26 protein-coding genes and 3 tRNA genes are annotated in these 26,854 nt (G+C 72.7%); 16 read left to right on the top strand and 13 right to left on the bottom strand.

What is annotated here, in order from left to right; genetic code table 11:
• Positions 1-21: 21 nt before the first annotated feature.
• The 8 genes from recF (at position 22) to KZX45_RS07385 (ending at position 7,983) form a co-directional block, all read left to right on the top strand.
• Positions 22-1,251: a DNA replication/repair protein RecF gene (gene recF / locus KZX45_RS07420; protein ID WP_248257080.1), complete on the top strand. Its 1,230-nt coding sequence runs from the start codon at positions 22-24 to the stop codon at positions 1,249-1,251.
• Complete coding sequence (locus KZX45_RS07415) at positions 1,244-1,855, top strand: DUF721 domain-containing protein (RefSeq protein WP_248257079.1); 612 nt, start codon at positions 1,244-1,246, stop codon at positions 1,853-1,855. Before recF ends, KZX45_RS07415 begins: the two co-directional genes overlap by 8 nt.
• 282 nt (positions 1,856-2,137) lie before the next feature.
• The gene (gyrB, locus tag KZX45_RS07410; protein WP_248257194.1) at positions 2,138-4,159 is read left to right on the top strand and encodes a DNA topoisomerase (ATP-hydrolyzing) subunit B; all 2,022 of its coding nucleotides are present in this window, start codon (positions 2,138-2,140) and stop codon (positions 4,157-4,159) included.
• A gap of 65 nt (positions 4,160-4,224) precedes the next feature.
• Entirely contained in the window at positions 4,225-6,903 is a 2,679-nt protein-coding gene (gene gyrA, locus KZX45_RS07405; protein WP_374112566.1) for a DNA gyrase subunit A, read from the top strand.
• Positions 6,900-7,493 (top strand): DUF3566 domain-containing protein, encoded by a 594-nt coding sequence (locus tag KZX45_RS07400; protein WP_248257078.1) that lies wholly within the window; start codon positions 6,900-6,902, stop codon positions 7,491-7,493. Before gyrA ends, KZX45_RS07400 begins: the two co-directional genes overlap by 4 nt.
• Before the next feature lie 126 nt (positions 7,494-7,619).
• Positions 7,620-7,693 (top strand) — tRNA-Ile (locus KZX45_RS07395).
• A gap of 48 nt (positions 7,694-7,741) precedes the next feature.
• The gene (locus KZX45_RS07390) at positions 7,742-7,876 is read left to right on the top strand and encodes a DLW-39 family protein (RefSeq protein ID WP_248257077.1); all 135 of its coding nucleotides are present in this window, start codon (positions 7,742-7,744) and stop codon (positions 7,874-7,876) included.
• Positions 7,877-7,910: 34 nt separating this feature from the next.
• A tRNA-Ala gene (locus tag KZX45_RS07385) sits at positions 7,911-7,983 on the top strand.
• Positions 7,984-8,180: 197 nt separating this feature from the next.
• On the opposite strand, the gene KZX45_RS07380 is transcribed toward KZX45_RS07385, so the two are convergent.
• Positions 8,181-8,996 carry a hypothetical protein gene (locus tag KZX45_RS07380; RefSeq protein ID WP_248257076.1) on the bottom strand — a complete coding sequence of 272 codons (816 nt, stop codon included), beginning with the start codon at positions 8,994-8,996 and terminating at the stop codon, positions 8,181-8,183.
• 267 nt (positions 8,997-9,263) lie between these two features.
• Here KZX45_RS07380 and KZX45_RS07375 point away from each other — a divergent pair, with 267 nt between their 5' ends.
• Positions 9,264-9,785, top strand: coding sequence for a peptidylprolyl isomerase (locus KZX45_RS07375; RefSeq protein WP_248257075.1), 522 nt, complete (start codon positions 9,264-9,266; stop codon positions 9,783-9,785).
• Positions 9,786-9,789: 4 nt separating this feature from the next.
• Positions 9,790-10,647 carry a rhomboid family intramembrane serine protease gene (locus tag KZX45_RS07370; protein ID WP_248257074.1) on the top strand — a complete coding sequence of 286 codons (858 nt, stop codon included), beginning with the start codon at positions 9,790-9,792 and terminating at the stop codon, positions 10,645-10,647.
• Positions 10,648-11,687: 1,040 nt separating this feature from the next.
• On the opposite strand, the gene KZX45_RS07365 is transcribed toward KZX45_RS07370, so the two are convergent.
• Entirely contained in the window at positions 11,688-11,939 is a 252-nt protein-coding gene (locus KZX45_RS07365) for a cell division protein CrgA (protein ID WP_248257073.1), read from the bottom strand.
• 170 nt (positions 11,940-12,109) lie between these two features.
• On the opposite strand from KZX45_RS07365, the gene KZX45_RS07360 reads away from it, so the two are divergent.
• Positions 12,110-12,892, top strand: coding sequence for a DUF881 domain-containing protein (locus tag KZX45_RS07360; protein WP_248257072.1), 783 nt, complete (start codon positions 12,110-12,112; stop codon positions 12,890-12,892).
• A gap of 118 nt (positions 12,893-13,010) precedes the next feature.
• Complete coding sequence (locus KZX45_RS07355; RefSeq protein ID WP_248257071.1) at positions 13,011-13,631, top strand: aminodeoxychorismate/anthranilate synthase component II; 621 nt, start codon at positions 13,011-13,013, stop codon at positions 13,629-13,631.
• A 95-nt stretch (positions 13,632-13,726) separates the two neighbouring features.
• On the opposite strand, the gene pknB is transcribed toward KZX45_RS07355, so the two are convergent.
• The 7 genes from pknB to KZX45_RS07320 are packed head-to-tail and all read right to left on the bottom strand — an operon-like array spanning position 13,727 to position 22,299.
• On the bottom strand, positions 13,727-15,571 hold the full coding sequence (gene pknB, locus KZX45_RS07350) for a Stk1 family PASTA domain-containing Ser/Thr kinase (RefSeq protein WP_248257070.1): 1,845 nt from the start codon (positions 15,569-15,571) through the stop codon (positions 13,727-13,729).
• Positions 15,572-15,573: 2 nt separating this feature from the next.
• A complete protein-coding gene (locus KZX45_RS19895; protein ID WP_282453374.1) occupies positions 15,574-16,881 on the bottom strand; it encodes a serine/threonine-protein kinase in 1,308 nt (435 codons plus the stop codon).
• Between the two features lie 14 nt (positions 16,882-16,895).
• Entirely contained in the window at positions 16,896-18,335 is a 1,440-nt protein-coding gene (locus KZX45_RS07340) for a penicillin-binding protein 2 (RefSeq protein ID WP_248257069.1), read from the bottom strand.
• Complete coding sequence (locus KZX45_RS07335) at positions 18,332-19,795, bottom strand: FtsW/RodA/SpoVE family cell cycle protein (RefSeq protein ID WP_248257068.1); 1,464 nt, start codon at positions 19,793-19,795, stop codon at positions 18,332-18,334. The genes KZX45_RS07340 and KZX45_RS07335 overlap by 4 nt, the downstream gene beginning before the upstream one ends.
• Positions 19,795-21,093, bottom strand: coding sequence for a PP2C family serine/threonine-protein phosphatase (locus KZX45_RS07330; RefSeq protein ID WP_248257192.1), 1,299 nt, complete (start codon positions 21,091-21,093; stop codon positions 19,795-19,797). The genes KZX45_RS07335 and KZX45_RS07330 overlap by 1 nt, the downstream gene beginning before the upstream one ends.
• A gap of 5 nt (positions 21,094-21,098) precedes the next feature.
• Positions 21,099-21,578 (bottom strand): FHA domain-containing protein, encoded by a 480-nt coding sequence (locus KZX45_RS07325; RefSeq protein ID WP_248257067.1) that lies wholly within the window; start codon positions 21,576-21,578, stop codon positions 21,099-21,101.
• Positions 21,579-21,582: 4 nt separating this feature from the next.
• Positions 21,583-22,299 carry a DUF3662 and FHA domain-containing protein gene (locus tag KZX45_RS07320; RefSeq protein ID WP_248257066.1) on the bottom strand — a complete coding sequence of 239 codons (717 nt, stop codon included), beginning with the start codon at positions 22,297-22,299 and terminating at the stop codon, positions 21,583-21,585.
• A gap of 311 nt (positions 22,300-22,610) precedes the next feature.
• Between KZX45_RS07320 and KZX45_RS07315 the strand changes: the two genes are divergently transcribed.
• Positions 22,611-22,694: transfer RNA gene (locus tag KZX45_RS07315), tRNA-Leu, on the top strand.
• 215 nt (positions 22,695-22,909) lie between these two features.
• Positions 22,910-23,083 carry a helix-turn-helix domain-containing protein gene (locus KZX45_RS07310; protein WP_248257065.1) on the top strand — a complete coding sequence of 58 codons (174 nt, stop codon included), beginning with the start codon at positions 22,910-22,912 and terminating at the stop codon, positions 23,081-23,083.
• A 127-nt stretch (positions 23,084-23,210) separates the two neighbouring features.
• On the opposite strand, the gene KZX45_RS07305 is transcribed toward KZX45_RS07310, so the two are convergent.
• Positions 23,211-23,636 carry a hypothetical protein gene (locus KZX45_RS07305; protein ID WP_248257064.1) on the bottom strand — a complete coding sequence of 142 codons (426 nt, stop codon included), beginning with the start codon at positions 23,634-23,636 and terminating at the stop codon, positions 23,211-23,213.
• 11 nt (positions 23,637-23,647) lie between these two features.
• On the opposite strand from KZX45_RS07305, the gene KZX45_RS07300 reads away from it, so the two are divergent.
• Entirely contained in the window at positions 23,648-23,854 is a 207-nt protein-coding gene (locus KZX45_RS07300; RefSeq protein ID WP_248257063.1) for a hypothetical protein, read from the top strand.
• A 471-nt stretch (positions 23,855-24,325) separates the two neighbouring features.
• Here the strand turns inward: KZX45_RS07300 and KZX45_RS07295 are convergent, their stop codons facing one another.
• From KZX45_RS07295 to KZX45_RS07285, 3 genes are all read right to left on the bottom strand, one after another.
• Positions 24,326-24,985: a hypothetical protein gene (locus KZX45_RS07295; RefSeq protein ID WP_248257062.1), complete on the bottom strand. Its 660-nt coding sequence runs from the start codon at positions 24,983-24,985 to the stop codon at positions 24,326-24,328.
• A 99-nt stretch (positions 24,986-25,084) separates the two neighbouring features.
• Positions 25,085-25,444, bottom strand: a complete 360-nt coding sequence (locus tag KZX45_RS07290) for a hypothetical protein (protein ID WP_248257061.1) — start codon at positions 25,442-25,444, stop codon at positions 25,085-25,087.
• 197 nt (positions 25,445-25,641) lie between these two features.
• A complete protein-coding gene (locus tag KZX45_RS07285; protein WP_248257060.1) occupies positions 25,642-25,926 on the bottom strand; it encodes a hypothetical protein in 285 nt (94 codons plus the stop codon).
• A gap of 199 nt (positions 25,927-26,125) precedes the next feature.
• On the opposite strand from KZX45_RS07285, the gene KZX45_RS07280 reads away from it, so the two are divergent.
• Positions 26,126-26,779 carry a TetR/AcrR family transcriptional regulator gene (locus KZX45_RS07280; RefSeq protein ID WP_248257059.1) on the top strand — a complete coding sequence of 218 codons (654 nt, stop codon included), beginning with the start codon at positions 26,126-26,128 and terminating at the stop codon, positions 26,777-26,779.
• The last annotated feature ends 75 nt before the right edge of the window (positions 26,780-26,854 follow it).

Genomic DNA, 26,854 nt, shown 5'->3' with positions numbered 1-26,854 from the left:
AATGGAAGGAGCAGGGCGGGGATGTACGTCTCGGACCTCGCCCTGAACGACTTCCGGTCCTACCGCGAGGTGGTCCTGGCGTTCGAGCCCGGGGTGACGGCCTTCGTCGGCCAGAACGGCCAGGGCAAGACGAACCTCGTGGAGTCGGTGGCCTACCTGTCCACCTTCTCCAGCCACCGCGTGGCCGCCGACGCCGCCCTCGTCCGCCAGGGCACCGGCGGGGCGGTGGTGCGCGCCAAGATCGTCCACGGCGACCGGCCCACCCTGGTCGAGCTCGAGATCGTGGCCGGCAAGGCGAACCGGGCGCGGCTCAACCGAGCCCCCGCCCGCACCCGCGACGTGCTCGGCGTGGTCCGCACCGTGGTGTTCGCCCCCGAGGACCTCGAGCTCGTGAAGGGCGACCCCGGCCACCGCCGGCGGTTCCTCGACGAGCTCACGGTGCTGATCACCCCCCGGCTGTCCGGCGTGCGGTCGGAGTACGACAAGGTGCTGCGCCAGCGCGGGGCCCTGCTGAAGTCGGCCGGGGCCGCGCGCCGCCGTGGCGGCCGCGTCGACCTGAGCACCCTGGACGTGTGGGACGGCCAGCTCGCGCGGGCGGGCGCCCAGCTCGTCACGGCCCGCGCCCAGCTCATCAGGAAGCTGCGCCCGCACGTGGCCACGGCCTACGAGCAGGTCAGCGCCGGCCAGGGGACCGCGCGCATCGACTACCGGGCCAGCATCGACGTCGTCGACGAGGTTCCCGAGCTCGACGCCGCCGAGCTCGCCGACGGCGGACCCGCCGGTGACGCCGCCCGCGGCGCCGTGGAGACCCGCGAGGAGGCGCTGCTCGACACCGAGGCCGTCTCGCAGCGGATGATCGACGCGATGGGCCGCCTCCGCGAGCGCGAGATCGAGCGCGGGGTCTGCCTGGTGGGGCCGCACCGCGACGACCTCGTCCTCTCGCTCGGCACCCTGCCCGCCAAGGGGTACGCCAGCCACGGCGAGTCCTGGTCGTTCGCCCTGGCGCTCCGGCTCGCCTCCTACGAGGTGCTCCGGGAGGACGAGGCGTCGCCGTGGGGCCGCGACGGCGAGCCCGTCCTGATCCTCGACGACGTCTTCGCCGAGCTCGACTCCCGCCGGCGGGAGCGGCTCGCCGGCATGGTCGCGCACGCGCAGCAGGTGCTCATCACGGCCGCCGTGCCGGAGGACGTCCCGGCCGCGCTCGACGGGGCCCGGTTCGACGTCCACGGCGGGGAGGTCACCCGTGCCTGAGCCCACCCGACCCACCGGACCCACGGAGCCGGCGGAGACCGGCGACCAGGACGCCGTCGCCCGCCTGGCCCTCGACCGCGCCCGCGAGGCCGCCCGCGCCAAGGGGCACTACCGCGCCCCCGCCCCCCGCCGTCGCCGCGGGACGACGGCGGAGCCCACCGTCGAGGACGTCGACGGCGCCCCGGCCCCCGGCGCGTGGCGCCCCGGCCCGGGCCTCGGCTACGGCATCAGCGGCCCCGGGCCCTCGCGGCGCGACCCCCAGCCGCTGGCGGGGATCGCCGCCCGGATGCTCGCGCAGCGCGGGTGGAGCACCCCGTTGAGCGTGGGCGGCGTGGTCGGCCGGTGGCGCGAGGTGGTCGGGGACCAGCTGGCGGACCACTGCCAGGTGGAGACCTTCGAGGAGGGCGCACTGGTCCTCCGCACCACCTCGACCGCCTGGGCCACACAGGTGCGGCTGCTGCTCCCGCAGCTGGAACGGCGCCTCGCGGAGGAGGTCGGTGAGGGCACGGTCACGTCCATCACGGTGCTCGGCCCGGGCGGTCCCAGCTGGAAGCGCGGCCGCCGTTCGGTGCCTGGGCGCGGCCCGCGCGACACCTACGGCTGACGACCCCGCCCGTCCGCCTTTCCACCTGTGGACAGACCCTGTGGATATTCGCGGTTTTCGGCCCGCTCGCTGTAGAATCGACCGACCCACCCGTGCGGCGCGGAACCACGCCCAGGGGATCAAGCGGTGGCCCCGCGCCCGGCCTCACGGCCAGGTGGCGACGGTGCGCTGCCCGCGAGACGAGGAGAGCCTACGACCGTGGCTGACCACCGTGCTGACGCTGCCGAGAACGACGTGACCGAGAGCGTGCCCGAGGCACCGGCGGCACCCGAGGCATCGGCACTGCACAACGCCGGCACCGTGCCGGTGACCCAGGAGTACGGCGCCAGCAACATCACCGTCCTCGAGGGGCTCGAGGCGGTGCGCAAGCGGCCCGGCATGTACATCGGCTCCACCGGCGAGCGCGGCCTGCACCACCTCGTCTACGAGGTCGTGGACAACTCGGTAGACGAGGCGCTGGCCGGCTACTGCGACCACATCGAGGTCACCCTCCTCGCCGACGGCGGGGTGAAGGTGGTCGACAACGGCCGCGGCATCCCGGTCGACATCGTCGAGTCCGAGGGCAAGCCGGCGGTCGAGGTGGTCCTCACCATCCTGCACGCCGGCGGCAAGTTCGGCGGCGGCGGGTACGCCGTCTCCGGCGGTCTGCACGGCGTGGGCGTCTCCGTGGTCAACGCCCTGTCCCACCGGCTCCAGGTCGAGGTCCGGCGGCAGGGCTTCACCTGGCGGATGGGCTTCGTCGACGGCGTCCCCACCGGCCCGCTCGCCAAGGGCGACCCCACCGAGGAGACCGGCACGGCCGTCACCTTCTGGGCCAACGGTGACATCTTCGAGACCACCGACTACAGCTTCGAGACGCTCCGCGCCCGCTTCCAGCAGATGGCCTTCCTGAACAAGGGCCTGCGCATCACGCTGACCGACGAGCGCTCCGGCGTCACCGACGAGGGCGACGAGATCACGGGCGACGCCGCCGGCCCCGGCGACGACGCCCGCACCGGGCACCGCGAGGTCTCGTACATGTACGAGGGCGGGCTGCGCGACTACGTCAAGCACCTCAACTCGACGAAGAAGGTCGAGCTGGTCCACCCCGACGTCATCTCCCTGGAGGCGGAGGACCGCGAGCGGCGCATCTCCGTGGAGATCGCGATGCAGTGGACCTCCGGGTACTCCGAGGCCGTGCACACCTACGCCAACACCATCAACACCACCGAGGGCGGCACCCACGAGGAGGGCTTCCGCGCGGCGCTGACCTCGCTGATGAACAAGTACGCCCGCGACAAGGGGATGCTCAAGGAGAAGGACGAGAACCTCACGGGCGACGACATCCGCGAGGGCCTGACCGCCGTCGTCTCCGTCAAGCTCGGCGAGCCGCAGTTCGAGGGCCAGACGAAGACCAAGCTCGGCAACACCGAGGCCCGCACCTTCGTCCAGACCCAGCTCTACTCCCACCTCGGCGACTGGCTCGACAGCCACCCGAACGAGGCGAAGGACATCTTCCGCAAGTCCCAGCAGGCGGCGGCCGCCCGCCTGGCGGCCCGCAAGGCCCGCGAGGCGACCCGCCGCAAGGGCCTGCTCGAGTCCAACTCGATGCCCGGCAAGCTCAAGGACTGCTCCAGCCGGGACCCGAGGGTCTCGGAGATCTTCATCGTCGAGGGAGACTCGGCCGGCGGCTCCGCCGTGCAGGGCCGCGACCCCGAGACGCAGGCGATCCTCCCGCTGCGCGGGAAGATCCTCAACGTGGAGAAGGCCCGCCTCGACCGGGCCCTGGGCAACCAGGAGATCCAGGCCCTGATCACCGCCTTCGGCACCGGCATCGGCGAGGACTTCGACGTCGACAAGCTGCGCTACTGGAAGATCGTGCTCATGGCCGACGCCGACGTCGACGGCCAGCACATCACCACGCTGCTGCTGACGCTGCTGTTCCGGTACATGCGCCCGCTGGTGGAGAACGGCCACGTCTACCTGGCGCAGCCGCCGCTGTACCGGCTGAAGTGGTCCAACGCGCCGCACCAGTACGTGTACACCGACAAGGAGAAGGACGCGTTCCTGGCGGAGGGTGCGCGCGCCGGCAAGCGCCTGCCCAAGGAGAGCGGCATCCAGCGCTACAAGGGCCTGGGCGAGATGAACGACCAGGAGCTGTGGGAGACCACGATGAACCCGGACACACGGACGCTGCGCCAGGTCACCATCGACGACGCGGCCGCCGCCGACGAGATGTTCTCCATCCTCATGGGTGAGGACGTCGAGTCGCGCCGCGGCTTCATCCAGCGCAACGCGCACGACGTGCGCTTCCTGGACATCTAGCCACCACAGCCTGACCCGGGCGCCCCGCCGCCCGGACGTGACCGACGAGGACGAGAAGGACACCAGTGACCCAGCCACCCGAGGACCAGGGCCCCACCGAGCAGCCGGAGGGCACCGAGGACCAGGTCGCCGTGCGCGACCGCGTCGAGCAGGTGGACCTGCAGCTGGAGATGCAGCGCTCCTACCTGGACTACGCGATGTCCGTCATCGTCTCCCGCGCCCTGCCGGACGTGCGCGACGGCCTCAAGCCGGTCCACCGGCGCGTGCTGTACGCGATGTACGACGGCGGCTACCGCCCCGACTCCAGCTTCTCCAAGTGCTCGCGCGTGGTCGGCGAGGTCATGGGGCAGTACCACCCCCACGGCGACACCTCGATCTACGACGCCCTGGTGCGGCTGGTCCAGCCCTGGTCGATGCGCTACCCGCTCGTCGCGGGCCAGGGCAACTTCGGCTCACCCGGAGACCTGGGCGCCGCGGCCCCGCGGTACACCGAGTGCAAGATGGCGCCGCTCGCCCTGGAGATGGTGCGCGACATCGACTCCGACACCGTCGACTTCCAGGACAACTACGACGGCCGCAACCAGGAGCCGGTCGTCCTGCCGGCCCGGTTCCCCAACCTCCTGGTCAACGGTTCCGAGGGCATCGCCGTCGGCATGGCCACCCGCATCCCGCCGCACAACCTGCGCGAGGTCGCCGACGGCGTGAAGTGGTTCCTCGAGCACCCCGAGGCCACCAAGGAGGAGCTCCTCGGCGAGCTCATGCTCCGGATCAAGGGCCCGGACTTCCCGACCGGCGCGACCATCCTGGGCCGGCGTGGCATCGAGGAGATGTACCGCACCGGTCGCGGGTCGATCACCCAGCGCGCCGTGGTCACCGTCGAGGAGATCCAGGGCCGTCAGTGCCTCGTGGTCTCTGAGCTGCCGTACCAGGTCAACCCCGACCGGCTCTCGCAGAAGATCGTCGACGGCGTCAAGGACGGGCGGATCACCGGCGTCGCCGACATCCGTGACGAGTCCTCGGGTCGTAACGGCCAGAAGCTGGTCATCGTCCTCAAGCGCGACGCCGTCGCCAAGGTCGTGCTGAACAACCTGTACAAGCACACCCAGCTGCAGGACAACTTCCCGGCGAACATGCTCGCCCTGGTCGACGGCGTGCCCCGCACCCTGAGCCTGGACGGCTTCGTCCGGCACTGGGTCAACCACCAGATCGAGGTCATCGTCCGGCGCACGCGGTTCCTGCTGCGCAAGGCCGAGGAGCGCATCCACATCCTGCGCGCGCTCCTCAAGGCGCTGGACGCCCTCGACGAGGTCATCGCGCTCATCCGGCGCTCCCCGACCGTGGACGAGGCCCGCACCGGCCTGATGGAGCTCCTCGAGATCGACGAGGTCCAGGCCGAGGCCATCCTGACGATGCAGCTGCGCCGCCTGGCCGCCCTCGAGCGCCAGAAGATCATGGAGCAGTACGAGGAGGAGGAGGCGAAGATCCGCAGCTTCAAGGCCATCCTCGCCTCACCCGCGCGCCAGCGCGAGATCGTCGGCGAGGAGCTGGCCGCGACGGTCGAGAAGTACGGCGACGAGCGCCGCACCACGATCGTGCCCTTCGACGGGGAGATGTCCATCGAGGACCTCATCCCCGAGGAAGAGATCGTCGTGACGATCACCCGCGGCGGGTACGCCAAGCGCACGCGGACGGACAGCTACCGCTCCCAGCGCCGCGGCGGCAAGGGCGTGAAGGGCGCGCAGCTGCGCGAGGACGACCTCGTCGAGCACTTCGGCGTCACCACCACGCACCACTGGCTGCTCTTCTTCACCAACCTCGGCCGCGTCTACCGGGCCAAGGGGTACGAGCTGCCCGAGGGCGGCCGCGACTCCAAGGGCCAGCACGTGGCCAACCTGCTCGCCTTCCAGCCCGGCGAGAGCATCGCCCAGGTGGTGGCGCTGCGCGACTACGACCAGGCCGAGTACCTCGTCCTGGCCACCCAGCGCGGCCTGGTGAAGAAGACCCGGCTGCAGGAGTACAACACCAACCGCACCGGCGGTGTCATCGGCATCAACCTGCGCGAGGACGAGGACGGCAACCCCGACCGTGTGATCGCCGCGCGGCTCGTCGACCCCGACGACGACCTCCTCCTGGTCTCCCGCAAGGGCCAGTCGCTGCGGTTCACCGCGACCGACGAGGCGCTGCGCCCGATGGGGCGCGCGACCTCCGGCGTGACCGGCATGAAGTTCCGCGACGGCGACGAGCTTCTCGCCATGGACGTCCTGCGCGACTGGTACGAGAACTCCGCGCTCTTCGTGGTCACCGAGGGCGGCTTTGCCAAGCGCACCTCGGTGTCCGAGTACCGCGTCCAGGGCCGCGGCGGCCTGGGCATCAAGGTCGCCAACCTCGTGGAGGCCCGCGGGGACCTCGTGGGGGCGCTCCTCACCGCCCCCGACGACGAGGTGATGGTCATCATGGAGAGTGGCAAGATCGTCCGCTCCGCCGTCGGCGAGGTCAACCTCACCGGCCGGAACACCCAGGGCGTCACCTTCGCCCGACCCGACAAGGGTGACCGCATCATCGCCGTCGCCCGGAACGTCCAGCGCGACGTCGACGCCGAGGTCGGCGTCGAGGGCACGCCCGCCACCGGGGCGACCGCGGCCTCCGGCGACACCGCCGTGACGGGGTCGACGCCGGAGGACGCCGACGGGGTAGCGTCGTCCCCTGAGGAAGCCGCCGGCGCCACTGACGGAGGAGACGCATGAGCACCACCACCCCGGGGCGGGACGGCGTGACCCCGCCGCCCCCGCCGTCGCCGGACGAGGACCTCTCGCGCACGCAGACGCTCCGGCGCAGCGTGGCCGACCGGTTCGCCGGCCCGGCCGACCGGGAGGGGCCGGCCGACCGCTCCGCGGGCTCGCCCACGTCGGCGCCGTCGCCGGGCGAGGTCCCGCGCACGGCCTCCGGCGGCGCGGCCGCCCGGCCGGTGGCCGGCGGGCCCCGCCGGGTGCGGCTGTCGATCTCGCGCATCGACCCCTGGTCCGCGATGAAGCTCTCGTTCCTGCTGTCGGTGGCGCTGGGCATCATGATCGTCGTCGCCGCCGCGCTGGTGTGGTTCGTGCTGGACTCGATGCACGTCTTCGCCGACATCGAGGACCTGCTGGTGTCGATCGGCTCCGAGAGCTTCCTGCAGCTCATGGACTACGTGAAGTTCGACCGGGTGATGTCCTTCGCCACGATCGTCGGCGTGGTGGACATCCTGCTGCTGACCGCGCTCGGCACGATCGGTGCGTTCCTGTACAACATCGTGGCCGCGCTGGTCGGCGGGCTACACATGACCCTGACGGACGACTGACCGGCGCCCGTGAGTCTCATCACCCGGCCGCCCACCGGTTTGGGACGAGGGCGGGCCCTGGGATAGTCTTGCACGCGCGCACAGCGCACGCCCCCGAGGACCTCACCGGTCCTGACGGGTAGGCGGGGGCCTATAGCTCAGTCGGTTAGAGCGCTTCCCTGATAAGGAAGAGGTCGCTGGTTCGAGTCCAGCTAGGCCCACCCCGCACCGCCCCTGCGGGCCCCGAGGGGCATCACAGGAGGTTCGACGTGAAGAAGGCACTGCTGCTGACCACCGCCGCGATCGCGGGGTACGTCGCCTGGATCAAGGTCCGTCAGGACCGCGAGGAGCGGGACCTGTGGGCGGAGGTCACCGACAGCTTCGGCGAGCAGCCCCCCAGGTGACCGGGTAGTTCCCACCGCGCCCCACGGGGCACGCGGGGCCATGGCGCAATTGGTAGCGCACCTGCTTTGCAAGCAGGGGGTTACGGGTTCGAGTCCCGTTGGCTCCACCGCAGTCGAGAGGCCCCTCCCGCCCGAGGGAGGGGCCTCGGTCGTGTCGCGGGCAGGTGGCGGGCGCGCGTGACGAAGCTGAGGATCGACAGCGCGCCGGTGGTTCCCGGATCCCTGACGGGACGACGAACGCGGCCCCCGAAGGGGCCGCGTCCAGGTGATCGGTGGTCCGTGCAGGACCCGGCAGGCTCGGCCGTCAGGGGGCCGGCGTGGTCCCGCTCGGACCCTGGTCCTCGACCTTGTGCTCCTGGCCGGGGCGGGGCGTGTCCGCCTCCCAGGTCTGGCCGGGCTTCGCGCCGGAGGAGTCCGCCGCGCCGGCGACCTTCTCCTTCGCCTCGCCGACCTTCTCCTTCACCGTCGAGGCGGTACCGCCGGCGGTCCCGGACTCCGTCGAGGCGGCCGGCGAGGTCACCGTGGTGTCCTCCCAGTACTCCTCGGCCCACGGGTCGTCGACCGGCTGGCTACGCCGCCACAGCAGGTAGCCCGTGCCCGCCGCCGCGGTGCCCACCAGCACCCAGCCGAGGGTCTTGCCGAGGCCGTGGCTCTTCTGCGGCGGCTCGGAGAGGGCCTTGCGCGCCGCGCGGCCGGCCTTGCTCGCCTTGCCCGAGAGGCCCTCGCCCCCAGCGGCGGCGTCGGCGGCGTCGTGCATCGCCTTCTGCACGCGGGGCAGGTAGTCGTCCACGATCCGCTCGTACGCGTTGTCGACGGCGGGGCGGACCCGCTCGGTCGCGTGCTCCACCTTGGGCGCGGTGGCCTTGACGGTCTCCCTCCACGCCTTGTCGACCTTCGGCCCCGCCCAGGCGGCCGCGGCCTCCACGCGCGGGGTCGCCCAGTCCTTGCTGAGCTCGGCGAGGTGGGCCGCCTGCTCGCGGGCGACGGCTGCCTGCTTGGCCGCCTGCGCGGCCTGCACCTGGGCCACCGCGCCGAGCGCCGCGGCCTGCTTGCGCAACCGTTCGGCGTCGAACTTGTGCTCCGGCTCTACCACCACGATGGCCTTGCGCTTGCGCAACATGTGCTCTCCCTGGTCGTCTCGAGGACAAATCCGTGCGGCGGCGCGCACCAGTCTGGTGACGCGCTCCACTGCGATCCATCTTGCACTCTCTTGGTCGAACGCGCCCAGGCTCGCACGGTTCCATCCTGTCTGGCGACGAGGAGGGCGCGCGAGCGCGGCGGCTCCTGGGCCGGAGGTCCCGACCCGACGGCGGCCGGAGGTCCCGACCCGACGGCGGCGGACGGACCCGCCGTGCCGCGAGGGGGCGGGCCGTGCAAGGATCGGGGCATGGAAGCCACTCTGCACACCTCGGCGGGCGACATCACCGTCGAGCTCTACCCGAACCACGCGCCGAAGACGGTCAAGAACTTCACCGAGCTGGCCACGGGCGCTCGGACGTGGACCGACCCGGCCACCGGCGAGGAGACCACGCGTCCGCTCTACGACGGCTCGATCTTCCACCGCGTGATCCCCAACTTCATGATCCAGGGCGGCGACCCCCTCGGTAACGGGACCGGCGGCCCCGGCTACCAGTTCGACGACGAGATCCACCCGGAGCTGAACTTCACCGAGCCCTACGTGCTCGCGATGGCGAACGCCGGCAAGCGCATGGGCCGCGGCACCAACGGCTCCCAGTTCTTCATCACGACGGCCCCGACCACCTGGCTGCAGGGCAAGCACACGATCTTCGGCAAGGTCGTGGACCAGGCCTCCCGCGCCGTCGTCGACAAGATCGGCAGCACCGACACGGGGGCGATGGACCGTCCGGTGGAGGACATCACCATCAACTCGGTGACCGTCACCGAGTAGTCGCATGACCGAGCACGCACACGGGCAGATCGGCACCCCGCAGGTGCCGGTCTGCCCCCGTCACCCCGACCGCGTCTCGTACGTGCGCTGCCAGCGCTGCGCGCGCCCGGCGTGCCCGGAGTGTCAGCGCCCCGCGCCCGTCGGGATCCAGTGCGTCGACTGCGTCAACGAGGCCCGGGCGAGGATGCCCGTGACGCGCACCGTGCTCGGTGGACGCGCACGGGGTGGACGGCCGGTCGTCACGATCACTCTGATCGCGCTGTGCGTGGTGCTCTACCTCGCCCAGCGGGTGCCGGGTCTCACGGTCACCGGCAGCTTCATCTTCATGCCGGCCCTGGGCGTGCAGGAGCCCTACCGGTTCCTCTCCTCCGCATTCCTCCACGGCGGCACCCTGCACCTCGCACTCAACATGTATGCCCTGTGGATCGTGGGCTCGGTCCTCGAGCCGGCGCTGGGGCGATGGCGTTTCACGGCGCTGTACCTCCTCTCCGCCTTCGGCGGGTCAGTGGCAGTGCTGCTGCTGGCCAGCCCGGCAGACCCGTCCTGGAGCACCTCCGTCGTCGGTGCGTCGGGTGCTGTGTTCGGGCTCTTCTCGGCCATCTTCATCGTCATGCGGAAGTTCGGCCGCGACGCGACCCAGATCCTCATCCTCATCGCCCTGAACTTCTTCCTCGGCTTCGTCTTCGCCGGCATCTCCTGGCAGTCGCACCTCGGCGGGGCAATCACCGGCGCCGTGCTCGCCCTCGCGTACGCGCACGCGCCGCGGGACCGGCGCACGCTCGTCGGCGTCGCCGCCACGGTGGGGGTCGCCGTCATCCTCGTGGCGCTTGTGGTCGCGCGCTACGCCCCCCTGCTGGGCTGAGGGCGCCGCCCGGGCCGCGGAGTCCCTTCCCCCGGCACCGCCCGCTCGAGGTTCGCCCCCGCGCACCGAGGACCGCCGTGTCGCTGTGCACCCTCTCGGGCGCTCGCTCGCGCCGTGGTGCGCGCGGCTGAGCGAGCCATCTCTGAGCATCCGGCGTGGCGTGACCGCGACGGCGGGTTCGGGCCGTGCGCGAGGTTCTCCCCCGACGAGGTGATTGCCTGTCCACAATCCCGGCTCCGTGTCGGCCGCGGTTTCCACACGAGGGGCTGTGGACATGTGCGCAGCGGACCCACACGGTGCAGCGAGGTCGCCCAGCGCCTCGCGCGAACCGCCGGAGACGTCCAGCTACCGGGCCGGGCGGCACCAGCGTGCGGCTCACGCCCGCCAAGGCCACGTGGGCCGGAGGAACTTACATCCGTGTAGTTCTCCACATCGTTCTGCACACCTGTGGACCGACCGGGCCCGGTTATCCACAGCTGTACACACAGCGGTGGAAACTTACACACGTGTGATTATCCCCAGGTGGGGATAAGTCTGTGGGTACGCGCGTTCGACGCGAGTCAGTGCACGTGACACGGTTGCCCGGCGGAGCGCCCGCGAGTGTGCTCCGCCCGCCCCGACGGCGGACTCAGAAGGACGGGACGGCGGACTCAGAGGAGTTGAGAGGGAGGTGCTGGGCGAAGTGCCTGGACGTCTTTGTCGTGAGCGAGGGCCGGGTTGCGCCGGTGCAGGCGACGCGCCGGCGATGCCTGGTCATGCATGTCACCGAGCGTCAGGTTTGTCGGTGCCACGCCCGGAGGCGTCAGCATCGCCACGCCACGCCACCGAGGTTGCGCCTCGCTAGCGGCGGCCCACGTGCACCGGCCCCGGCGCGCGACGGCCCGGGTGGCGCAACGGTGCGCGCCCCGCGGTCGGCCGAGCTGTCACCGGACCGGCAGCGCGCTGTGCCCGGGCCGAGCCGCGGCAGCGTCGTGCCCGGGGCGAGCCGTGGCAGCGTCGTGCCCGGGGCGAGCCGCGGCCGAGCAGCGGTGAGACCTGCGTCAGCGCCAGCGCAGGGTCATGAAGAAGCCCACGATCATGATCGAGAAGCCGATGGCCAGGTTCCAGTTCCCCAGACCGGGGACGGGCAGGTTGCCCTTGGTCAGGTAGGTCAGCACGACGCAGACGAGACCGATCACCATGAGCGTGACCATCGTCGGTGCCCACCAACGGGGGCTGACGGCGGGAACCGCCGCGGGGCGCGGCTCGTGCCCCTTCTCGTCGGGCTTCTTGCGCTTCTTGGACTCGGGCATCCTGCTACTCCTCACGAGCGCTCCCCGGCGGGAGGCCCACGTGCATGTGCCCGCGGCCGGGCACGAAGTCGGGGCGCGACCCCGCGGGCCGTGCCGATCACCTACCGTAGTCTCGCACGCGAAAGACGCGGCTCACCGACGCCTGCGCGTCGGCCGGGGAGGAGGAGCTGGTGAACGGTCCCCCCGCGGCCACTGCGCCGGACCCCGACGGTGCGGGAGAGGCGGACGACCGCCCCGGTCGCGTCTCGCGACTCTCCGTCGGCGCCGGCGTCGTCGGTCTCCTGGCCGGGCTGCTCTTTGCGGCGAACGCGTCGGTCTTCGCCGGCGAGGAGACGCGTCAGCCCCAGGATCTGCAGGGCCTGGCGCGGGCGGAGGCCGAGCGCCTGGAGCGTCTGGAGAAGGAGAACGCCGATCTGCGGGCGGACATCGCCCCCTTCCTCGGGGACGGTGGCGACGACGCCCCCGCGGACGGGGCGGGAGCGGACGGCGAGGCGGACCCGTCCACGCTCGCCCTCCAGGCGGTGCGCGGGCCCGGGGTCGAGGTACGGCTCTGGGACGCGCCCCAGGGCGCCGCGCAGGAGGGCTTCGCCCCGGACGACCTGGTGGTCCACCAGCAGGACCTCGAGGCCGTGATGAACGCCCTGTGGGCCGGCGGCGCGGAGGCGATGAGCGTCCAGGGCCATCGTGTCGTCTCCACCACCGGGGTCCGGTGCGTGGGGAACGTGCTCCACATCGCCGGACGCACGTACTCCCCGCCCTACGTCATCGAAGCCGTCGGTGACCCTGACGAGCTGAGCTCCTCGCTCGGGTCCTCGCCCGGGGTCTCCGTCTACCTGCAGTACGTCGACGCCGTCGGCCTCGGCTGGTCGATGACCACCCAGGCCGAGCTGGAGCTGCCGGCGTACTCCGGCACGATGACCCTCCAGCACGCCGACGTGCTCGAGGACGTATGAGCCCGCGAGGACGTGTCAGCGGCGGACCGGGCGTGACCCGGCCAGCCGGTCGTGGTAGGCCTGTGGTGCGGCCCTCCCGGGGCCGCCACTCAGCATCAAGCACCGTGGGAGCGCAGTGATGTCCCGGATCCTCGTCGTCGACAACTACGACAGCTTCGTCTACACGATCGTCGGCTACCTGCAGCAGCTGGGCGCGGAGACGACCGTGCTGCGCAACGACGCCCTCCCCGGCAGCCTCGACGGCTACGACGGCGTGCTGGTCTCGCCCGGGCCGGGGACGCCCAAGGAGGCGGGCGCGTCGATGGAGGTTATCGAGGCCTGCGCCGCGCGGGCGCTGCCGATGCTCGGGGTGTGCCTGGGGCACCAGGCACTCGGCGAGGTCTTCGGCGGCGTCGTCAGCCACGCACCGGAGCTCATGCACGGCAAGACCTCCGAGGTCACCCACACCGGGGCCGGCGTCTTCGCCGGCCTCGCCACCCCGTTCACGGCCACCCGGTACCACTCGCTGGCCGTCGTGCGCGACACCGTGCCCGAGGAGCTCGAGATCACCGCCGAGACGGCGAACGGCATCGTCATGGGGCTGCAGCACCGGACCCTGCCGCTGCACGGGGTCCAGTTCCATCCCGAGGCCGTCCTCACCGAGGGCGGGCACCGGCTGCTCGCCAACTGGCTGGCCGTCACCGGCGACGACGGCGCGGTCGCCAGGGCAGAGGGACTCGCCCCGCTCGTCGGGCGCTAGGCCCCTCACCGGGGCGGCGCTACCCACCGGGGCGGCGCTACCCACCGGGGCGGCGCTACCCACCCGGGCGGGGCTACCCACCGGTGCGGTGCCGCTCAGCCGTTGCCGCCGCCGTCGGTCGGCTGCTCGTCGGTCGGCGGCTCCTCCGTCGGCTGCTCGTCCGTCGGCTCCTGGGTGGGCTCCGCCGTCGTCGGCTCCGGGGTGGGCTCCGGCGCGACGGCGATCGTGAGCGTGACGGTCGTGCCGCGCTCCACGACGCCGGCGGGGTGGGACTGCCGGATCACCGTGCCCGGGGCCGCGTCGGCCGACTCCTCCTGGGTGATGCGCGCGTTCAGGTCCAGCCCCGCCAGCGCGGCCGAGGCTTCCTCCTCCGTCTGCCCGGTCAGGTCGGGCAGGTCGGCGAGGTTGCTGGCCACCGTGAGGTTGACCCGGGAGCCGGGCGCGGCCGACGCCCCCGCGGCGGGATCGGTCGCGACGACGTCGCCGGGCCCGGCGGACGGGTCGTTCACCTCGTCCACGGAGCCCGACGCCAGGCCTACGTCCTCCAGGGCGCTCGCCGCCTGCTCCTGCGTCATGCCGACGACGTTCGGCACCTCGACGGCCTCCGGGCCGGAGGAGAACGCGATCTCGACGGTCTCACCCACCTCGACCTCGGTGCCGACGGGCGGGTTCGACTCGACGAACACGCCGGCCTCGACGGTGTCGGACGGGACGTCGTCGACGATGCTGGGAACGAGCCCCACGTCCTCGAGCTCCTCGCGGGCACCGACCTGGTCCAGGCCCGTCAGGTCGGGGACCGCGACCATCTCGGGCGGCGGCGGCTCGTCGTTCTGGTCGAGCACGAGAGCGACGATGCCGACGGCGGCGGCAACGCCCAGGAGCGCGAGGAGCCACACCCACCAGCGGGACCGGCGCGGCCCGTCGTCGTCGTCGTCCCCGACCGGTGCGCCCGTGCGCGTCGCCGTCGTCGCGGGGCTCATCGTCCGGGTCGCCTCGGCGGCGGCGAGCGGGGCCGTGACGGCGGTGGCGCCCGCGGCGGCCCCGGCGACGCCCCAGACCGCGGTGGCCGGCGCCTCGACGCGCCCCCCGCGCACGGCGGCGAGCAGGTCGGCGCGCATGTGCGCGGCGTCGGAGTAGCGGTCGTTGCGGTCCTTCGCGAGCGCCTTGAGCACCACGCGGTCGAGGACCTCGGGGATGTCCGGGGCGACGCTGGACGGGGTCTTCGGGGTCTCCCCCACGTGCTGGTAGGCGACGGCGAGGGCCGAGTCACCGGTGAACGGCGGCTGGCCGGTGAGGAGCTCGTACAGGAGGCAGCCGGTGGAGTACAGGTCCGAGCGCGCGTCGACGACCTCGCCGCGGGCCTGCTCCGGGGAGAGGTACTGGGCGGTGCCGACGACGGCGTGGGTCTGCGTCATCGTGGCCGCGGAGTCGGTCATGGCGCGGGCGATGCCGAAGTCCATGACCTTCACCTGGCCGGTGGGGGTCAGCATGATGTTCCCGGGCTTGATGTCCCGGTGGACGATCCCCTCGCGGTGGGAGTACTCCAGCGCCGAGAGCACGCCGACGACGATCTCGACGGCCTCCTCGATCGGCACCGGGTCACCGCCGGAGATGAGGCTGCGGACGGTATGGCCCTCGACGTACTCCATCACGATGAACGGCACGGTGATGTGCTGGCCGCTCGGGGTGGCCACCTGCTCCTCGCCGGTGTCGTAGACGGCCACGATCGAGGGGTGGTTCAGCGCCGCGGAGGACTGTGCCTCTCGGCGGAACCGGGCCTGGAACGTGGCGTCCCGGGCGAGGTCCGAGCGCAGCACCTTGATCGCGACGGTGCGCGAGAGGCGGTTGTCATAACCGATGTGCACCTCGGCCATGCCGCCGCGCCCGATCAGCTCGCCGACCTCGTAACGCCCCGCAAGCACGCGCGGGATCTCGTCCACCACTAGTCGTCCTTCACTGAGATCGGGGGAAAGGGAACCGCCGGTCCTCCGGCGGCGGAGCTGTCGGCGCCGCCCAGACTACCGAGGGCGGCCGCGAGCAGGATCGTGAGCACGAGCAGGACGACGGCCATCGCCCCGAGCCACAGCCGGTCGGACGCCAGCTCGGACCAGGTGGGGAGCCGCCACCGGGAGCCGCGCCGCGGCACGACTTCCACCGGCAGCGGGGCGGAGGCGGCGCCGCCGGATGTGCGCAGCTCCCGCCGGGACCGCACGGCCGGGCCGGCGGGGGGGACGACGGCGGGCGGCCCGGCGACCGGCGCGGCGGGGGTGGCCACCGCGGTGCCGCCGCTCTGCGCGGCGGGGGTGGGGACCGCGGTGCCGCCGCTCTGCGCGTGAGGTCGCGGCCCGTCCGGGCGGTCGGCGCGCTGCTCGGCGCGGAGCGCCCGCCGGGTGCCCGCGGCCGCCGGGGCCCGCCGTGAGCGCCGCGGCGTCGTCCGGTGCAGGGCGGCCTCGAGCTCGCAGGCGCACGCCAGGGCGCTGGCGGGCCGCCTGGCCGGGTCCTTGGCGAGCATCCGCTCCACGACGGCGGCCACCGGCGCGGGGACGCTGGCCGGCAGCGGCGGCACCGGCTGGTTGACGTGGGCGAACGCGATGTCCACCTGGGTGGAGCCGGTGAACGGGCGGTGGCCGGCGAGGCACTCGTAGGCCATCACGCCGAGGGCGTAGACGTCGCCGGCGGGCGTGGCCGCCCGGCCCATCGCCTGCTCGGGCGGCAGGTACTGGGCGGTGCCCATCACCATGCCGGCGGACGTCATGGGCGCCTGGTTCGCGCCGAGGGAGATGCCGAAGTCGGTGAGCTTGACGGTGCCCTCGGGCGTGATGATGACGTTCGCCGGCTTGACGTCCCGGTGCACGACGCCGGCCGAGTGGGCGGCGTGCAGCCCCCGGCAGGCCTGCACGAGCAGCGGCACGAGGTCGTCCGCGGCGAGCGTGCCCTCGCGGTCGAGCCGGTCGGCGAGCGTCTCCCCGAGGACCAGCTCCATCACCAGGTAGCCCGAGCCCTCCTGCTCGCCGTGGTCGAGGAGCATGGCCACGTTCTGGTGCTGCAGGCCGGCGGTGTTGCGGGCCTCGGTGCGCAGCCGGGCCAGGAAGAGCTCGTCCCCCACCAGCTCGGGGCGCAGCACCTTCGCGGCCACCGTGCGCCCGAGCCGCCGGTCGAGGGCCTCCCAGACCTCCCCCATGCCGCCGACGGCGATGCGGGTGGTCAGCTCGTAGCGGCCGCCGAGCACGAGGCCGGTCCGCGGTGCCATGGGGGTCGAGAGCGTCACCGAAGCACCGCCTCCATGACCTCGCGCGCCACCGGCCCGGCCGTGGTCCCGCCGTCGCCGCCGTTCTCGACGAGCACGGCGACGGCGACCTGCGGAGCCTCGGCCCCGGCGAAGCCGATGAACCACGAGTGGGGGGCGACGTCGGAGGAGATCTCGGCGGTGCCGGTCTTCCCGGCCACCTGCACGCCCGGGATCTGGGCCGGGGTGCCGGTGCCGTTCGCGACCACCTCGACCATCATCTGCGTCAGCTCCGCCGCCGTCTCCGGCGAGACGGACTCGCGCAGCTCGCTCGGCTCGGTGGTGCCGACGACCTCCAGGTCCGGGGAGAGCTCGCGCGCCACCAGGTAGGGCTGCATCTGCACGCCGTCGTTCGCGACCGCGGCGGCGACCATGGCCATCTGCAGAGGGGTCACGCGCACGTCGGACTGCCCGATGCCGCTCATCGCCAGCTCCGGGGGCGCCGGGTCCGCCGGGAAGCGCGACGGCGTGACCTGCAGGGGGACCTCCAGCGGCTGGCCGAAGCCGAACGCCTCCGACTGCGCCCGCAGCGCGTCCTCGCCCATGTCCATGGCGAGCTGGGCGAACGTGGTGTTGCACGACTGGCGGAACGCCTCGATGAGCAGGACCTCGCCCGAGCCGTCGCCGCACGCCCGCTGCAGCGGGTTCTGGATGACGTGGCTGGTCTGCGGCAGCGTGAGCTCGGTGGGACCCGGCACGACGGACTCCGCGGTGAGGCCGTCGGCCTCGATGGCGGCCGCGGCGGTGACCACCTTGAAGACCGAGCCGGGCGCGTACTGGTCGCCGGCGATCGCCCGGTTCACCAGGGGCTCGGCGGGGTCCTCGTTCAGCGTGGTCCAGGCGGCCTCGGCGTCCTCGCGGTCGTGGGTGGCCAGGGAGTTGGGGTCGTAGCTCGGGCTGGAGACCATGGCCAGGATCGCCCCGGTGGCCGGGTCGAGCGCGACGACCGCGCCCTCCCGGTCCCCGAGCGCGGCCGCGGCCGTCTCCTGGGCCTGGGGGTCGAGGGTCAGCTCGACGGCGCCGCCCTGCGGCTGCTGGCCGGTGACGAGGGTCTGGATGCGCTGGAGCAGCAGGGAGCTGGAGGTGCCGTTGAGCACGTCGTTCTCGGTCTGCTCCAGGCCGGTGAGGCGGTTGAACGCCGTCGAGAAGTACCCGGTGGCGTGCGCGTAGAGGGGTCCCTGGGAGTACGAGCGCTGGTAGCCGTAGACGTCCTCGACCGGGCTCGAGGACGCCACGGACTCCCCGGCCACGACGATCGGGCCCCGGTCGCGGCCGTACTCGCGGTAGACGGTGCGCACGTTGCGTCCGTCGGTGTTCAGCGCCCCGGCCTGGAAGAACTGCACGGACGTGGCGGAGACCATGAGCGCGAGGAACATCAGGGCGACGACGGTGGCGAGGCGGCGGATCGGCTGGTTCACAGCTGCACCACCTCCGTCGCCTGACCGTCAGCGGGACCGGGCCGGCGGCGGGCGGCGTCGTCGCCGACCTCGACCGGGGCGGCCGGCGCGGCGTCCTCGGGGGCGGGCTCCGGCGCGGGCGGGGCGGGGCGGCGTGCGGCGTCGGAGATGCGCAGCAGGAGGGCGAGGATGATCCAGTTCGAGACCAGGGAGGACCCGCCGAGGGCGAGGAACGGCGTGGTCAGGCCGGTGAGCGGGATCAGGCGGGTCACCCCGCCGACGACCACGAAGACCTGGAACGCCAGCACGAACGCCAGGCCGGAGGCGAGCAGCTTGCCGAACCCGTCCCGCACGCCGATGGCGGCGCGCATCCCGCGCTGGGCGAGGGTCAGGTAGAGCAGCAGGATCGCGAGCAGGCCGGTCAGGCCGAGCTCCTCGCCGAGCGAGGCGACGATGAAGTCGGAGTTCGCGTACGGGACGAGCTGCGGGTAGCCGTAGCCCCACCCGGTGCCCGTCAGGCCGCCGGAGGCCATCCCGAACAGGCCCTGGACCACCTGGCCGGAACCACCGGGGCTGCGGTTGTAGACCTCCGGGTCCAGGGCGTTGAGCCAGACGTCGAAGCGGGCGCCCACGTGGGGGAACAGCGCGGCGGCCGTCAGCGCACCGCCGGCGAAGAGCGCGAGGCCGATCAGGACCCAGCTCAGGCGCTCCGTGGCCACGTAGAGCATGGCGACGAACAGGCCGAAGAACAGCAGCGAGGTGCCCAGGTCGCGCTCGAGGACCAGGACGGCGAGCGACACGCCCCAGGCGAGCAGGATGGGGCCGAGGTCGCGGGCGCGGGGCAGCTGCAGACCCAGCACCTTGGGCCCGGCGAGGGCCAGGGTGTCCCGGTTGGTCACGAGGTACCCGGCGAAGAAGATGGCCAGCACGATCTTGGCGAGCTCGCCAGGCTGGAAGGACAGCGCCGAGCCGAGGTGGATCCAGATGCGGGCGCCGTTGATGCTCACCCCGAGGCCGGGCACCAGGGGCAGCACGAGCAGGACGAGGCCGGCGACCATGGCGGTGTAGGTGTACCGGCGCAGCATCCGGTGGTCGCGCAGGAACCACAGGACCGCGACGGCGGCCACCACCCCCACGAGCGTCCACATCAGCTGGCGGTCGGCGTCCCCGCCGTCGCCGCCGCGGGCCGTGGTGGCGAGGTCGATGCGGTAGATCATCGTCAGCCCGATGCCGTTGAGCGCCACCACTATGGGCAGCAGCACCGGGTCCGCGTACGGCGCCTTCCACCGCACGAGCATGTGCGCGCCCAGCGCCAGGACCGCGAGCCCGCCGGCGCGGGTGGCGAGGTTGGCCGGCAGCTCGCCGGTGACGGCGAGGGAGACCTGCGCGTACGCGCCCACCACGAGCACGAGCGCGAGCGCGAGCAGGCCCAGCTCGGCGCCGCGGCCGGTCCGCGCGCGCTGCTGGGAGACGATCGCCATCAGCCCGGCTCCGTGGTCGCCGGGGACGGGCTGGGCGAGGTCGGCGCGGTCGGCCCGGGCTCCGCCGTCGTCGCCTCGGGCTCCGGGGTCGGCTCGGGCTCGGCGACGGACTCGCGCAGGTTGGCGACGACGTCCTCCGCCTCCTCCAGCGAGGCGCGGGTGATGGGGCTCTCGAGACGGTCCTGCGCCACGGGCGTGAGCTGGTCGACGCGCAGGTCGGTGCGCTCGTGCAGGCTGGCGAGCCGGATCGGGCCGACCTCCTGCGGGATGCCGCGGTAGATGGCGACGTAGTCGCCGGAGGGCGAGACGAAGTACTGGGTCTGCGTCCACAAGTAGCCCGCGTAACCGAGCCCCACCAGGGTCGCGAGGACGAGCGCCGTCGCCACCACGCGCCCCACCCACCGCCGGGCGCGGGACGGCTCGGGCTCGGCGTCGTCCTCCGGGCTGGCCGGGGACGGTGAGCGGGCGCTGGTCAGGGCCGCGGCGCGGGCGGCCGCGCCGCCCCCGCCGCGGGTGGCGCGCAGCCGGTCGCGGGCCGCCGCGCCGACCACCTGGGGGTCGTCGTCCGTGGAGCCGTCCGCGACGACGTCGGCCACGACGCAGGTGACGTTGTCCGGCCCGCCGGCGCGCAGGGCCAGGGTGATGAGCTCCTCGGCGCACGCGCCCGGGTCCTCGACCTTCGCGAGCGTCTCGGCGATGGTCTCGTGGGAGACGACGCCGAACAGGCCGTCCGAGGCCAGCAGCCAGCGGTCCCCGGGGAGGGCCTCGCGGAGGGACTCGTCGAGCTGGACCTCGCCGTCGTTGTCGCCCAGGGCCCGCAGGATCACGTTGCGCTGGGGGTGGCGCTCGGCCTGCTCGGGCGTGAGCCGGCCGGTGGAGACGAGGTACTGGACGAAGGTGTGGTCGGTGGTGACCTGGGTGAGCTCGCCGTCGCGCAGCAGGTAGGCGCGGGAGTCGCCGATGTGCACCATGGCGAGTTTGTTGCCGGCCCGCAGGACCGCGATGCAGGTGGTGCCGAGGCCGGCGAGGTCCGGGTCGGCCTCGGAGCGCTCCATGAGCTCGGCGTGCGCCGCGCCGACGGCGGAGCGCAGGAGGTCCAGGAGGTCGTCGGCGCTGTGGGCGTCGTCGAGCTCCGCCAGGTGGGCGACCGCCACGGAGGAGGCGATGTCCCCGCCGGCGGGGCCGCCCATGCCGTCCGCGAGGACGAGCAGGTGCGGGCCGGCGTAGCCCGAGTCCTGGTTGGTGGCGCGGACGAGCCCCACGTCGGAGCGGGCGGCGAAGCGGAGCTGGACGGACATCGGGCTCACCGGCGCAGCTCGATCAGGGTCTGGCCGATCCGCACGGGGGTCCCGGGCGAGACCTGCACGGGCTGGGTGACGCGGTCACCCGCGACGACCGTGCCGTTGGTCGAGCCGAGGTCCTCCACCCACCAGGTGCCGTCCTTGGGGAAGAACCGGGCGTGCCGGTTGGAGGAGTAGTCGTCGTCGAGCACGAGGGTGCAGCCGGGCGAGCGGCCCACCAGCACGGCGGAGGGGCCGAGCGGGATGGTGGTGCCCGCGAGCGGGCCCTGCGTCACGACGAGGCGGGTGGGGGCGTTGCGGGCGGCCCCGGCCGGGCGGGGCTCCGCCGTCGTCCGCCGGGCGGGACGCCGCAGGCCGGGGCCGCGCGCGGTGACGCGCGTCCCGAAGACGTCCTTGCGCAGGACGTTCAGCGCCGCGAGGACGAACAGCCACAGGAGGATCAGGAAGCCGACGCGCAGCAGGGTGACGACGAGCTCGCTCAAGCGTTCACCGTCCGCCGTCGTCGTCGGGCTCGTCCGCGCCGGTCCAGAACATGATGCGGGTGCGTCCCAGCGTGATGGTGTTGCCGTCGACCAGCGTGGCGGCGTCGATGCGGTGCCCCTCGACGAACGTGCCGTTGGTGGAGCCCAGGTCGGTGGCGATGACGCCCGCCGGGGTCACGCGGATCTCGAGGTGGCGGCGGGAGACGCCGGAGTCGTCGACCACGATGTCCGCCTCGCTGCCGCGGCCGATGACCGTGACCGGACCGGTGAGCAGGTAGCGCTGGCCGTCGATGTCGATGATCGGGTGGCGCGACGAGGCGACGGCGGAGGTGGCGGGGGCGACGGCGCCGCGCCGGGTGGCCGAGCGGACGGTGAAGCGGCCCGTGGTCAGCGCGTCGTCCTGGGCGAAGGAGACCTCGACGGGGCCGACGAAGGAGTAGCGCTGCGAGGACGCGTGCTCGGTGGCGGCGCCGACCATCTCGTCGGCCAGGGCCTCCGAGCCCCACTGCTCCACCTGCTCGAGGTCGGTGGGCGAGAGCTCCACCACGAACTCGTTCGGCACGACGGTGCGCCCGCGGGAGACGGCCGCGGCGCGGTCGTCCATCTCCCGGCGCACGGCGGAGGCGATCTCCACGGGCTTGACCTCGCTGCGGAACGCCTTGGCGAATGCGGCGGAGACGACGTGCTCCACGCCCTTCTCGAAGCGGTCGAGGACGCCCATCGCGCACCTCCTTCCCCGGGGCGGGTCGCGGCCCGGATCGTGCCCGGCTCGCGCCGGCTCCTGTGCCGGGCCGTGAGGCTCGGCGGTCCGTCCCGGACTGGTGCCCGGGTTCGCTCGCCGGGTCCGTCCCGGCACCGGCGCACACGTCCGGCACGAAGATCGTAACGACGAAGCCTGGGAACAACCGTATTGGCCCCCGGCGGTGCGCCGGGGCCCGCCACGAAGGTGGCCAGGATCACGGCGTCCGGCCGCCCGTCCGGTTCGGAGGCGGACCGGCCCGCGTGCTAACGTTTCCTTCGCTGTTCAAGCGCGCGCGAGTGGCGGAATAGGCAGACGCGCACGGTTCAGGTCCGTGTGCCCGAAAGGGCGTGGGGGTTCAACTCCCCCCTCGCGCACAGCAGAGAGTGGCGGGACCCCAACGATTGAGTGGGGTTCCGTCACTCCTTTTCGTTCTGTTGTGCCTTCTGTTGTGCCAATCTGAGCGCCGGGCGGACCGCGTGTGCTGACACCGCGGCCGGCGGCATAGAGGCGTCATGGACCACATCGACACGAAGCCGAATGCCAGCCGCCCACACCAGTAGCGTGAACCACTCCGGTGAACCGCCCCCCGGTGCCCGACATCACCGACCTCAGACCCGCACGCCTGACCCGAGGTCTGTCACTGCAGACCGTTGCCGACCACTTCGGCGTCTGGCCCATGCACATCTCCACCATCGAACGCGGCAAACGCCGCGACGATGACGACCTCGCTCACCGCTACCGCCAATGGCTCAACGCCGCTTGACAACCCATAGGAGCATCACGCCCCCATCTGACAAGCCCACCGCCTGCCGAAGAACTCTGACCGGATCGTGTGCGCCGCTCCGACGCGAAGATGGTCGCTTCACGGACGCTCCTGCAACGATGCGTCCTCACCACCGTCGACCTGGCGACATCCGCTCGTCCTCCGCCTGCAGCCGGGCCAGTCCTCTGCGCGCAGCCCGACCCGCCATCCTGATCGGACGAAACAGGAACCGGTCCCGCCACCCCAGCGGCAGCAGCGTCACCAACGCCACCAGGCCTGCGAGAGCGACCAGGACGCAGCGAAGCAGCCCGAGCGCCGGGGAGGTGTCGTGCGACCCCCACAGGAACATGCTCAAGAAGTACTCCGGGAACGGCTGCGCCAGGGTCAATGCCGCCCAGAACGCCGCGACGACCTTGCCGTCCCGGCCACCCCGGTGCCAGGACAGGACCGCCATCCCGGCCGTCGCGAAGATCGTGAGCACCGTGAAGAAGCTTGCTGTCATGTAGTCGTCGAACCCGACCCGCTCCCCACCGGCCAGGGCGGTGCGCCACACCGGGGACGCCCATGCCCACCCAGGCAGCGCCCAGCCCCATCCCGCCAGCCACGTTCAGCGGCCAGACGAACCACCGGCCACCCACGAAGGAGACGGCCACCACCGCCACCCCCACACCCAACGCGATCAGCGACATCCCCTCCAGGCGGGCCGGGCCGTCGATCGGCACCCACGGGACCGACGGCATGTACTGGTCGTACAGGTGGTCCTGCATGTAGGTGCACCACCACAGCGGCTGGTCCGCGGGCAGGTCCACCGGTGGGGCGCCGCCGATGCACACCCCGAACCGCGCGTACCAGGCCCGCCATCCCAGCACGACCGACGCCCCGAGCAGGGCCACGCCGGCCACTCGTACGAGTGCTGCGACCACGACGCCGGCGGCCCGAAGGTCGCGCCTTCTGCGTGCAGGAGCTTCGGTGACCATCGCCGCTCCTTCCAGGTGGAGGTGCCCACATGGTCCCGGCAGCGGCGCGATCGCGCCGGCGAATGGAGCTCGACCGCCGCAACCGCTGAGCCGCGAGTCCATCGACTCACAAAGGGCGGCCGGCTCGGGATCCCGGCGGTCGCCGGGGCCCCGCCTGTTCCCTGGCGCATGCGCGCGGTTCGCCGGTCGCGGGGATCGGTCCGCCCGTCGTCGACGGCGAGGACGTCGCCGTCCCGCCCGGTGACCGGAACCGGTGACGGAGGCCCTACGGCCGTCGAAGGTGATCGTGGCGCCGGACGGCCCGCCGTCGGCGAGCAGGTCGCTGACGAGCGCACGAACGAGGACCGCTGGGGTGCCGATCCGCCGTGCGGCCTCGTCGGCGAGGGTGGTGCCGCGGCCGCCGGCCACGCGGGTGTGGGCGAGGGTGTCGCGGGTGCAGCCACGGTCGGGTTCGACCGCTCGCCGCTGTACCGATCGGGACGGTCCGCGCGCCAGGGACGAGCGGTGCCAGCGACCAGGCGAGGGTGGCGTTGAGCAGGACCGCCGCCTCCAGCAGCGCCAGGGCGGTGATCCCCGCCCTGGCGGGGAGGGCCGAGCCGACCGCGACGGTCCAGGCGAGTCCCGCGACCGCGACGGCGGGCACAGCGGAGCCGACGACGCGCACGGCCGCCGCGCTGCCTCCGTGCCGGGAGGTGAGGAGCACCGCCGCGCAGGTGATGCTCTGCAGGGACAGGCCGGCGACCATCCCGAGGCACGCGCCGATCAGCAGGCCGCCGACCCAGAACGCCGACCGGTCGTCCGGGGCCAGGAGGAGCAGCGCGCCGACGGTGGCACCGATCACGGCGCCCGAGACGGCGCCGGCGACCAGGAGACGACCGAGGGTGCGGAGGCCGGGCTGGGGATCAGCGGCCGGCCCGAGCGTCATGACGTGACGGTACCGCGGTGAGGCGCCCGCCCCGGAATCCGCCGGCGGGCGTGGGTCGGCCGGGGCCGGCATGAGTCCCCGATTCTTCGACGGGCCCGGCTACCGGGCGAGATCGCCGGCGGACTCCCCGAAGATCTCGAGCTGACGCTGCAGATCCGCGCCGGTGTACGCGGTGGTGACACCGACGTTGTCCACGACCATGGAGACGCGGGTGAGGAGTCGCTCGAAGGCGGCATCACGCCGGACCTCGTCGAGCTTGGTCCTGTCTCCCCGCAGCAGGAAGAAGCCGTTGAGGTCGCCGCCGTGGCGCTCCATGAACCACGGCTCGAAGCCCTCGATGCGGCCGTCCTGCTGCAGCTGGCCGAAGTACTCGACGGCCTCCTTGAAAAGCTCTGGGCCGCTCCGCTCACGGCCTCGGACGATCTCGCCCCAACCGACGAACAGCGCTGAATCGGCCATCTCGCCCTCCTTGGCGTTGATCCGACAGCGTCACGGTAGGCGGTGCACGTAGGACCGATCAAGAGTGGCGATCAGGGCGGGGCTTATCGCTGCCACCTGAGGATCAGGGGCGTTCCGGCAGCCACCGGTTCCCGGGGCGAGGGAGGTACTCGTGGAGGAGACCGGACGCCGTTCGCCGACCGGTCCGGCCGGCGGGGTCAGCCGGAGCCGTCCTCGATGATGCCGACGTCGTCCGCCACCGGCTCGGTCAGCTGCCAGCCGCTCTCCTCGAGGTCGCGCAGCTCCTGCGCGAACGCCTCGAGCTTCGCGGCGGCCTCCGACAGGGTGCGGGCGCCGTCCATGGACCACTTCGCGCGGATGATGTCGCGGCCCTCGCTCAGCTCGTCGAGGTCGTCCAGCTCGTCGTCGTCGGAGGTCTCGAAAAGGTCGTCGTCCAGCTCCGTGGCGTCGTCCAGGTCGTCGTACGAGTGCTCGGCGGACATCGTCCCTCCCCGTGAGCGGTGGTGCCTGCGCGGCGAGATTCTGCCAGCCGCACCCGGCCTTGCGAAGGCCTACGGAGAACCCGAGCGGGCTGCCGGGTGCCGCTCACCCTATTACCGCCCGTGGGCGTCCGCCGCGATGTAGTCTCCGTCCACACGTTTGGCGCTGCTCGGGGGAACAGCGAGATCAAAGGGGCTCGACATGACACAGCTGACAGCGACCTCCCCCACGGAGACCGGCGAGCAGCAGCCGCGCCGCCGTCCGGGGCGTCCGCGGCACGCCGACACGGAACCGCGGGCCTACAAGGCCGTGATCGAGCTGTTCGGGCAGCGCGGGTGGTCCGGGCTCACCCTCGACGCGGTGGCCACTCACGCGGGCATCGGGAAGTCGTCCATCTACCTGCGGTGGGACACGAAGCACGATCTGCTGATCGAGGCGATCCGCGACTTCGAGTCGAAGAACGACCTGAGCCCGGACGAGAACCTGCCGCTGCGGGAGTACCTCGTCACCTACGCCGTCGGCCGCGGGAAGGCGCTGCTCGGCGAAGAGGGGCAGACCATGCTCAACATCGTCTCCGCGGCGGCCGCCAACCCGGTCGAGTTCCAGGAGATCCGTGAGGAGTCCATCGGTCACGGCATCCTGCCGCTGACCGGTCGGCTGGAGCGGGCCGTCGCCGAGGGGGAGCTGCCGCCCGGGACGGACACCGGCGCGGTCATCGACGGGCTCGAGGGCGCGCTCATCTTCCACCTGCTCATCGCGCCGCGCGGGGCCACCCGCGAGGAGCTGGCGGCCGACCTGGAGCGGTACGTGACGAACCTGGTCGACGTCGCCGTCCGGGGCCTGAACAGCCGCTGACGAGCACCGCACCCACGACGACGGCCGGTCCCCTCGCGGCGCCGGCCGCCGTCCGTGGTGCCCGGCGGCGGTGGT

The organism is Georgenia sp. EYE_87 (assembly GCF_023148685.1).
Classification (GTDB): Bacteria; Actinomycetota; Actinomycetes; order Actinomycetales; family Actinomycetaceae; genus Georgenia.
Note: the sequence above shows the minus strand (reverse complement) of the source record. Positions and strands in the feature narration are given on the sequence as shown.

Coding starts and splice junctions, on each gene's coding strand:
- KZX45_RS07370 (WP_248257074.1), top strand. CDS start 9,790: ATGACCGAGCACGCACACGGGCAGATCGGCACCCCGCAGGTGCCGGTC.
- KZX45_RS07280 (WP_248257059.1), top strand. CDS start 26,126: ATGACACAGCTGACAGCGACCTCCCCCACGGAGACCGGCGAGCAGCAG.
- KZX45_RS07355 (WP_248257071.1), top strand. CDS start 13,011: ATGTCCCGGATCCTCGTCGTCGACAACTACGACAGCTTCGTCTACACG.
- KZX45_RS07375 (WP_248257075.1), top strand. CDS start 9,264: ATGGAAGCCACTCTGCACACCTCGGCGGGCGACATCACCGTCGAGCTC.
- KZX45_RS07320 (WP_248257066.1), bottom strand. CDS start 22,299: ATGGGCGTCCTCGACCGCTTCGAGAAGGGCGTGGAGCACGTCGTCTCC.
- KZX45_RS07295 (WP_248257062.1), bottom strand. CDS start 24,985: ATGACGCTCGGGCCGGCCGCTGATCCCCAGCCCGGCCTCCGCACCCTC.
- recF (WP_248257080.1), top strand. CDS start 22: ATGTACGTCTCGGACCTCGCCCTGAACGACTTCCGGTCCTACCGCGAG.
- KZX45_RS07380 (WP_248257076.1), bottom strand. CDS start 8,996: ATGTTGCGCAAGCGCAAGGCCATCGTGGTGGTAGAGCCGGAGCACAAG.
- KZX45_RS07300 (WP_248257063.1), top strand. CDS start 23,648: ATGCCCACCCAGGCAGCGCCCAGCCCCATCCCGCCAGCCACGTTCAGC.
- KZX45_RS07285 (WP_248257060.1), bottom strand. CDS start 25,926: ATGTCCGCCGAGCACTCGTACGACGACCTGGACGACGCCACGGAGCTG.
- KZX45_RS07365 (WP_248257073.1), bottom strand. CDS start 11,939: ATGCCCGAGTCCAAGAAGCGCAAGAAGCCCGACGAGAAGGGGCACGAG.
- KZX45_RS07400 (WP_248257078.1), top strand. CDS start 6,900: ATGAGCACCACCACCCCGGGGCGGGACGGCGTGACCCCGCCGCCCCCG.
- KZX45_RS07290 (WP_248257061.1), bottom strand. CDS start 25,444: ATGGCCGATTCAGCGCTGTTCGTCGGTTGGGGCGAGATCGTCCGAGGC.
- KZX45_RS07335 (WP_248257068.1), bottom strand. CDS start 19,795: ATGGCGATCGTCTCCCAGCAGCGCGCGCGGACCGGCCGCGGCGCCGAG.
- KZX45_RS19895 (WP_282453374.1), bottom strand. CDS start 16,881: ATGGCACCGCGGACCGGCCTCGTGCTCGGCGGCCGCTACGAGCTGACC.
- KZX45_RS07330 (WP_248257192.1), bottom strand. CDS start 21,093: ATGTCCGTCCAGCTCCGCTTCGCCGCCCGCTCCGACGTGGGGCTCGTC.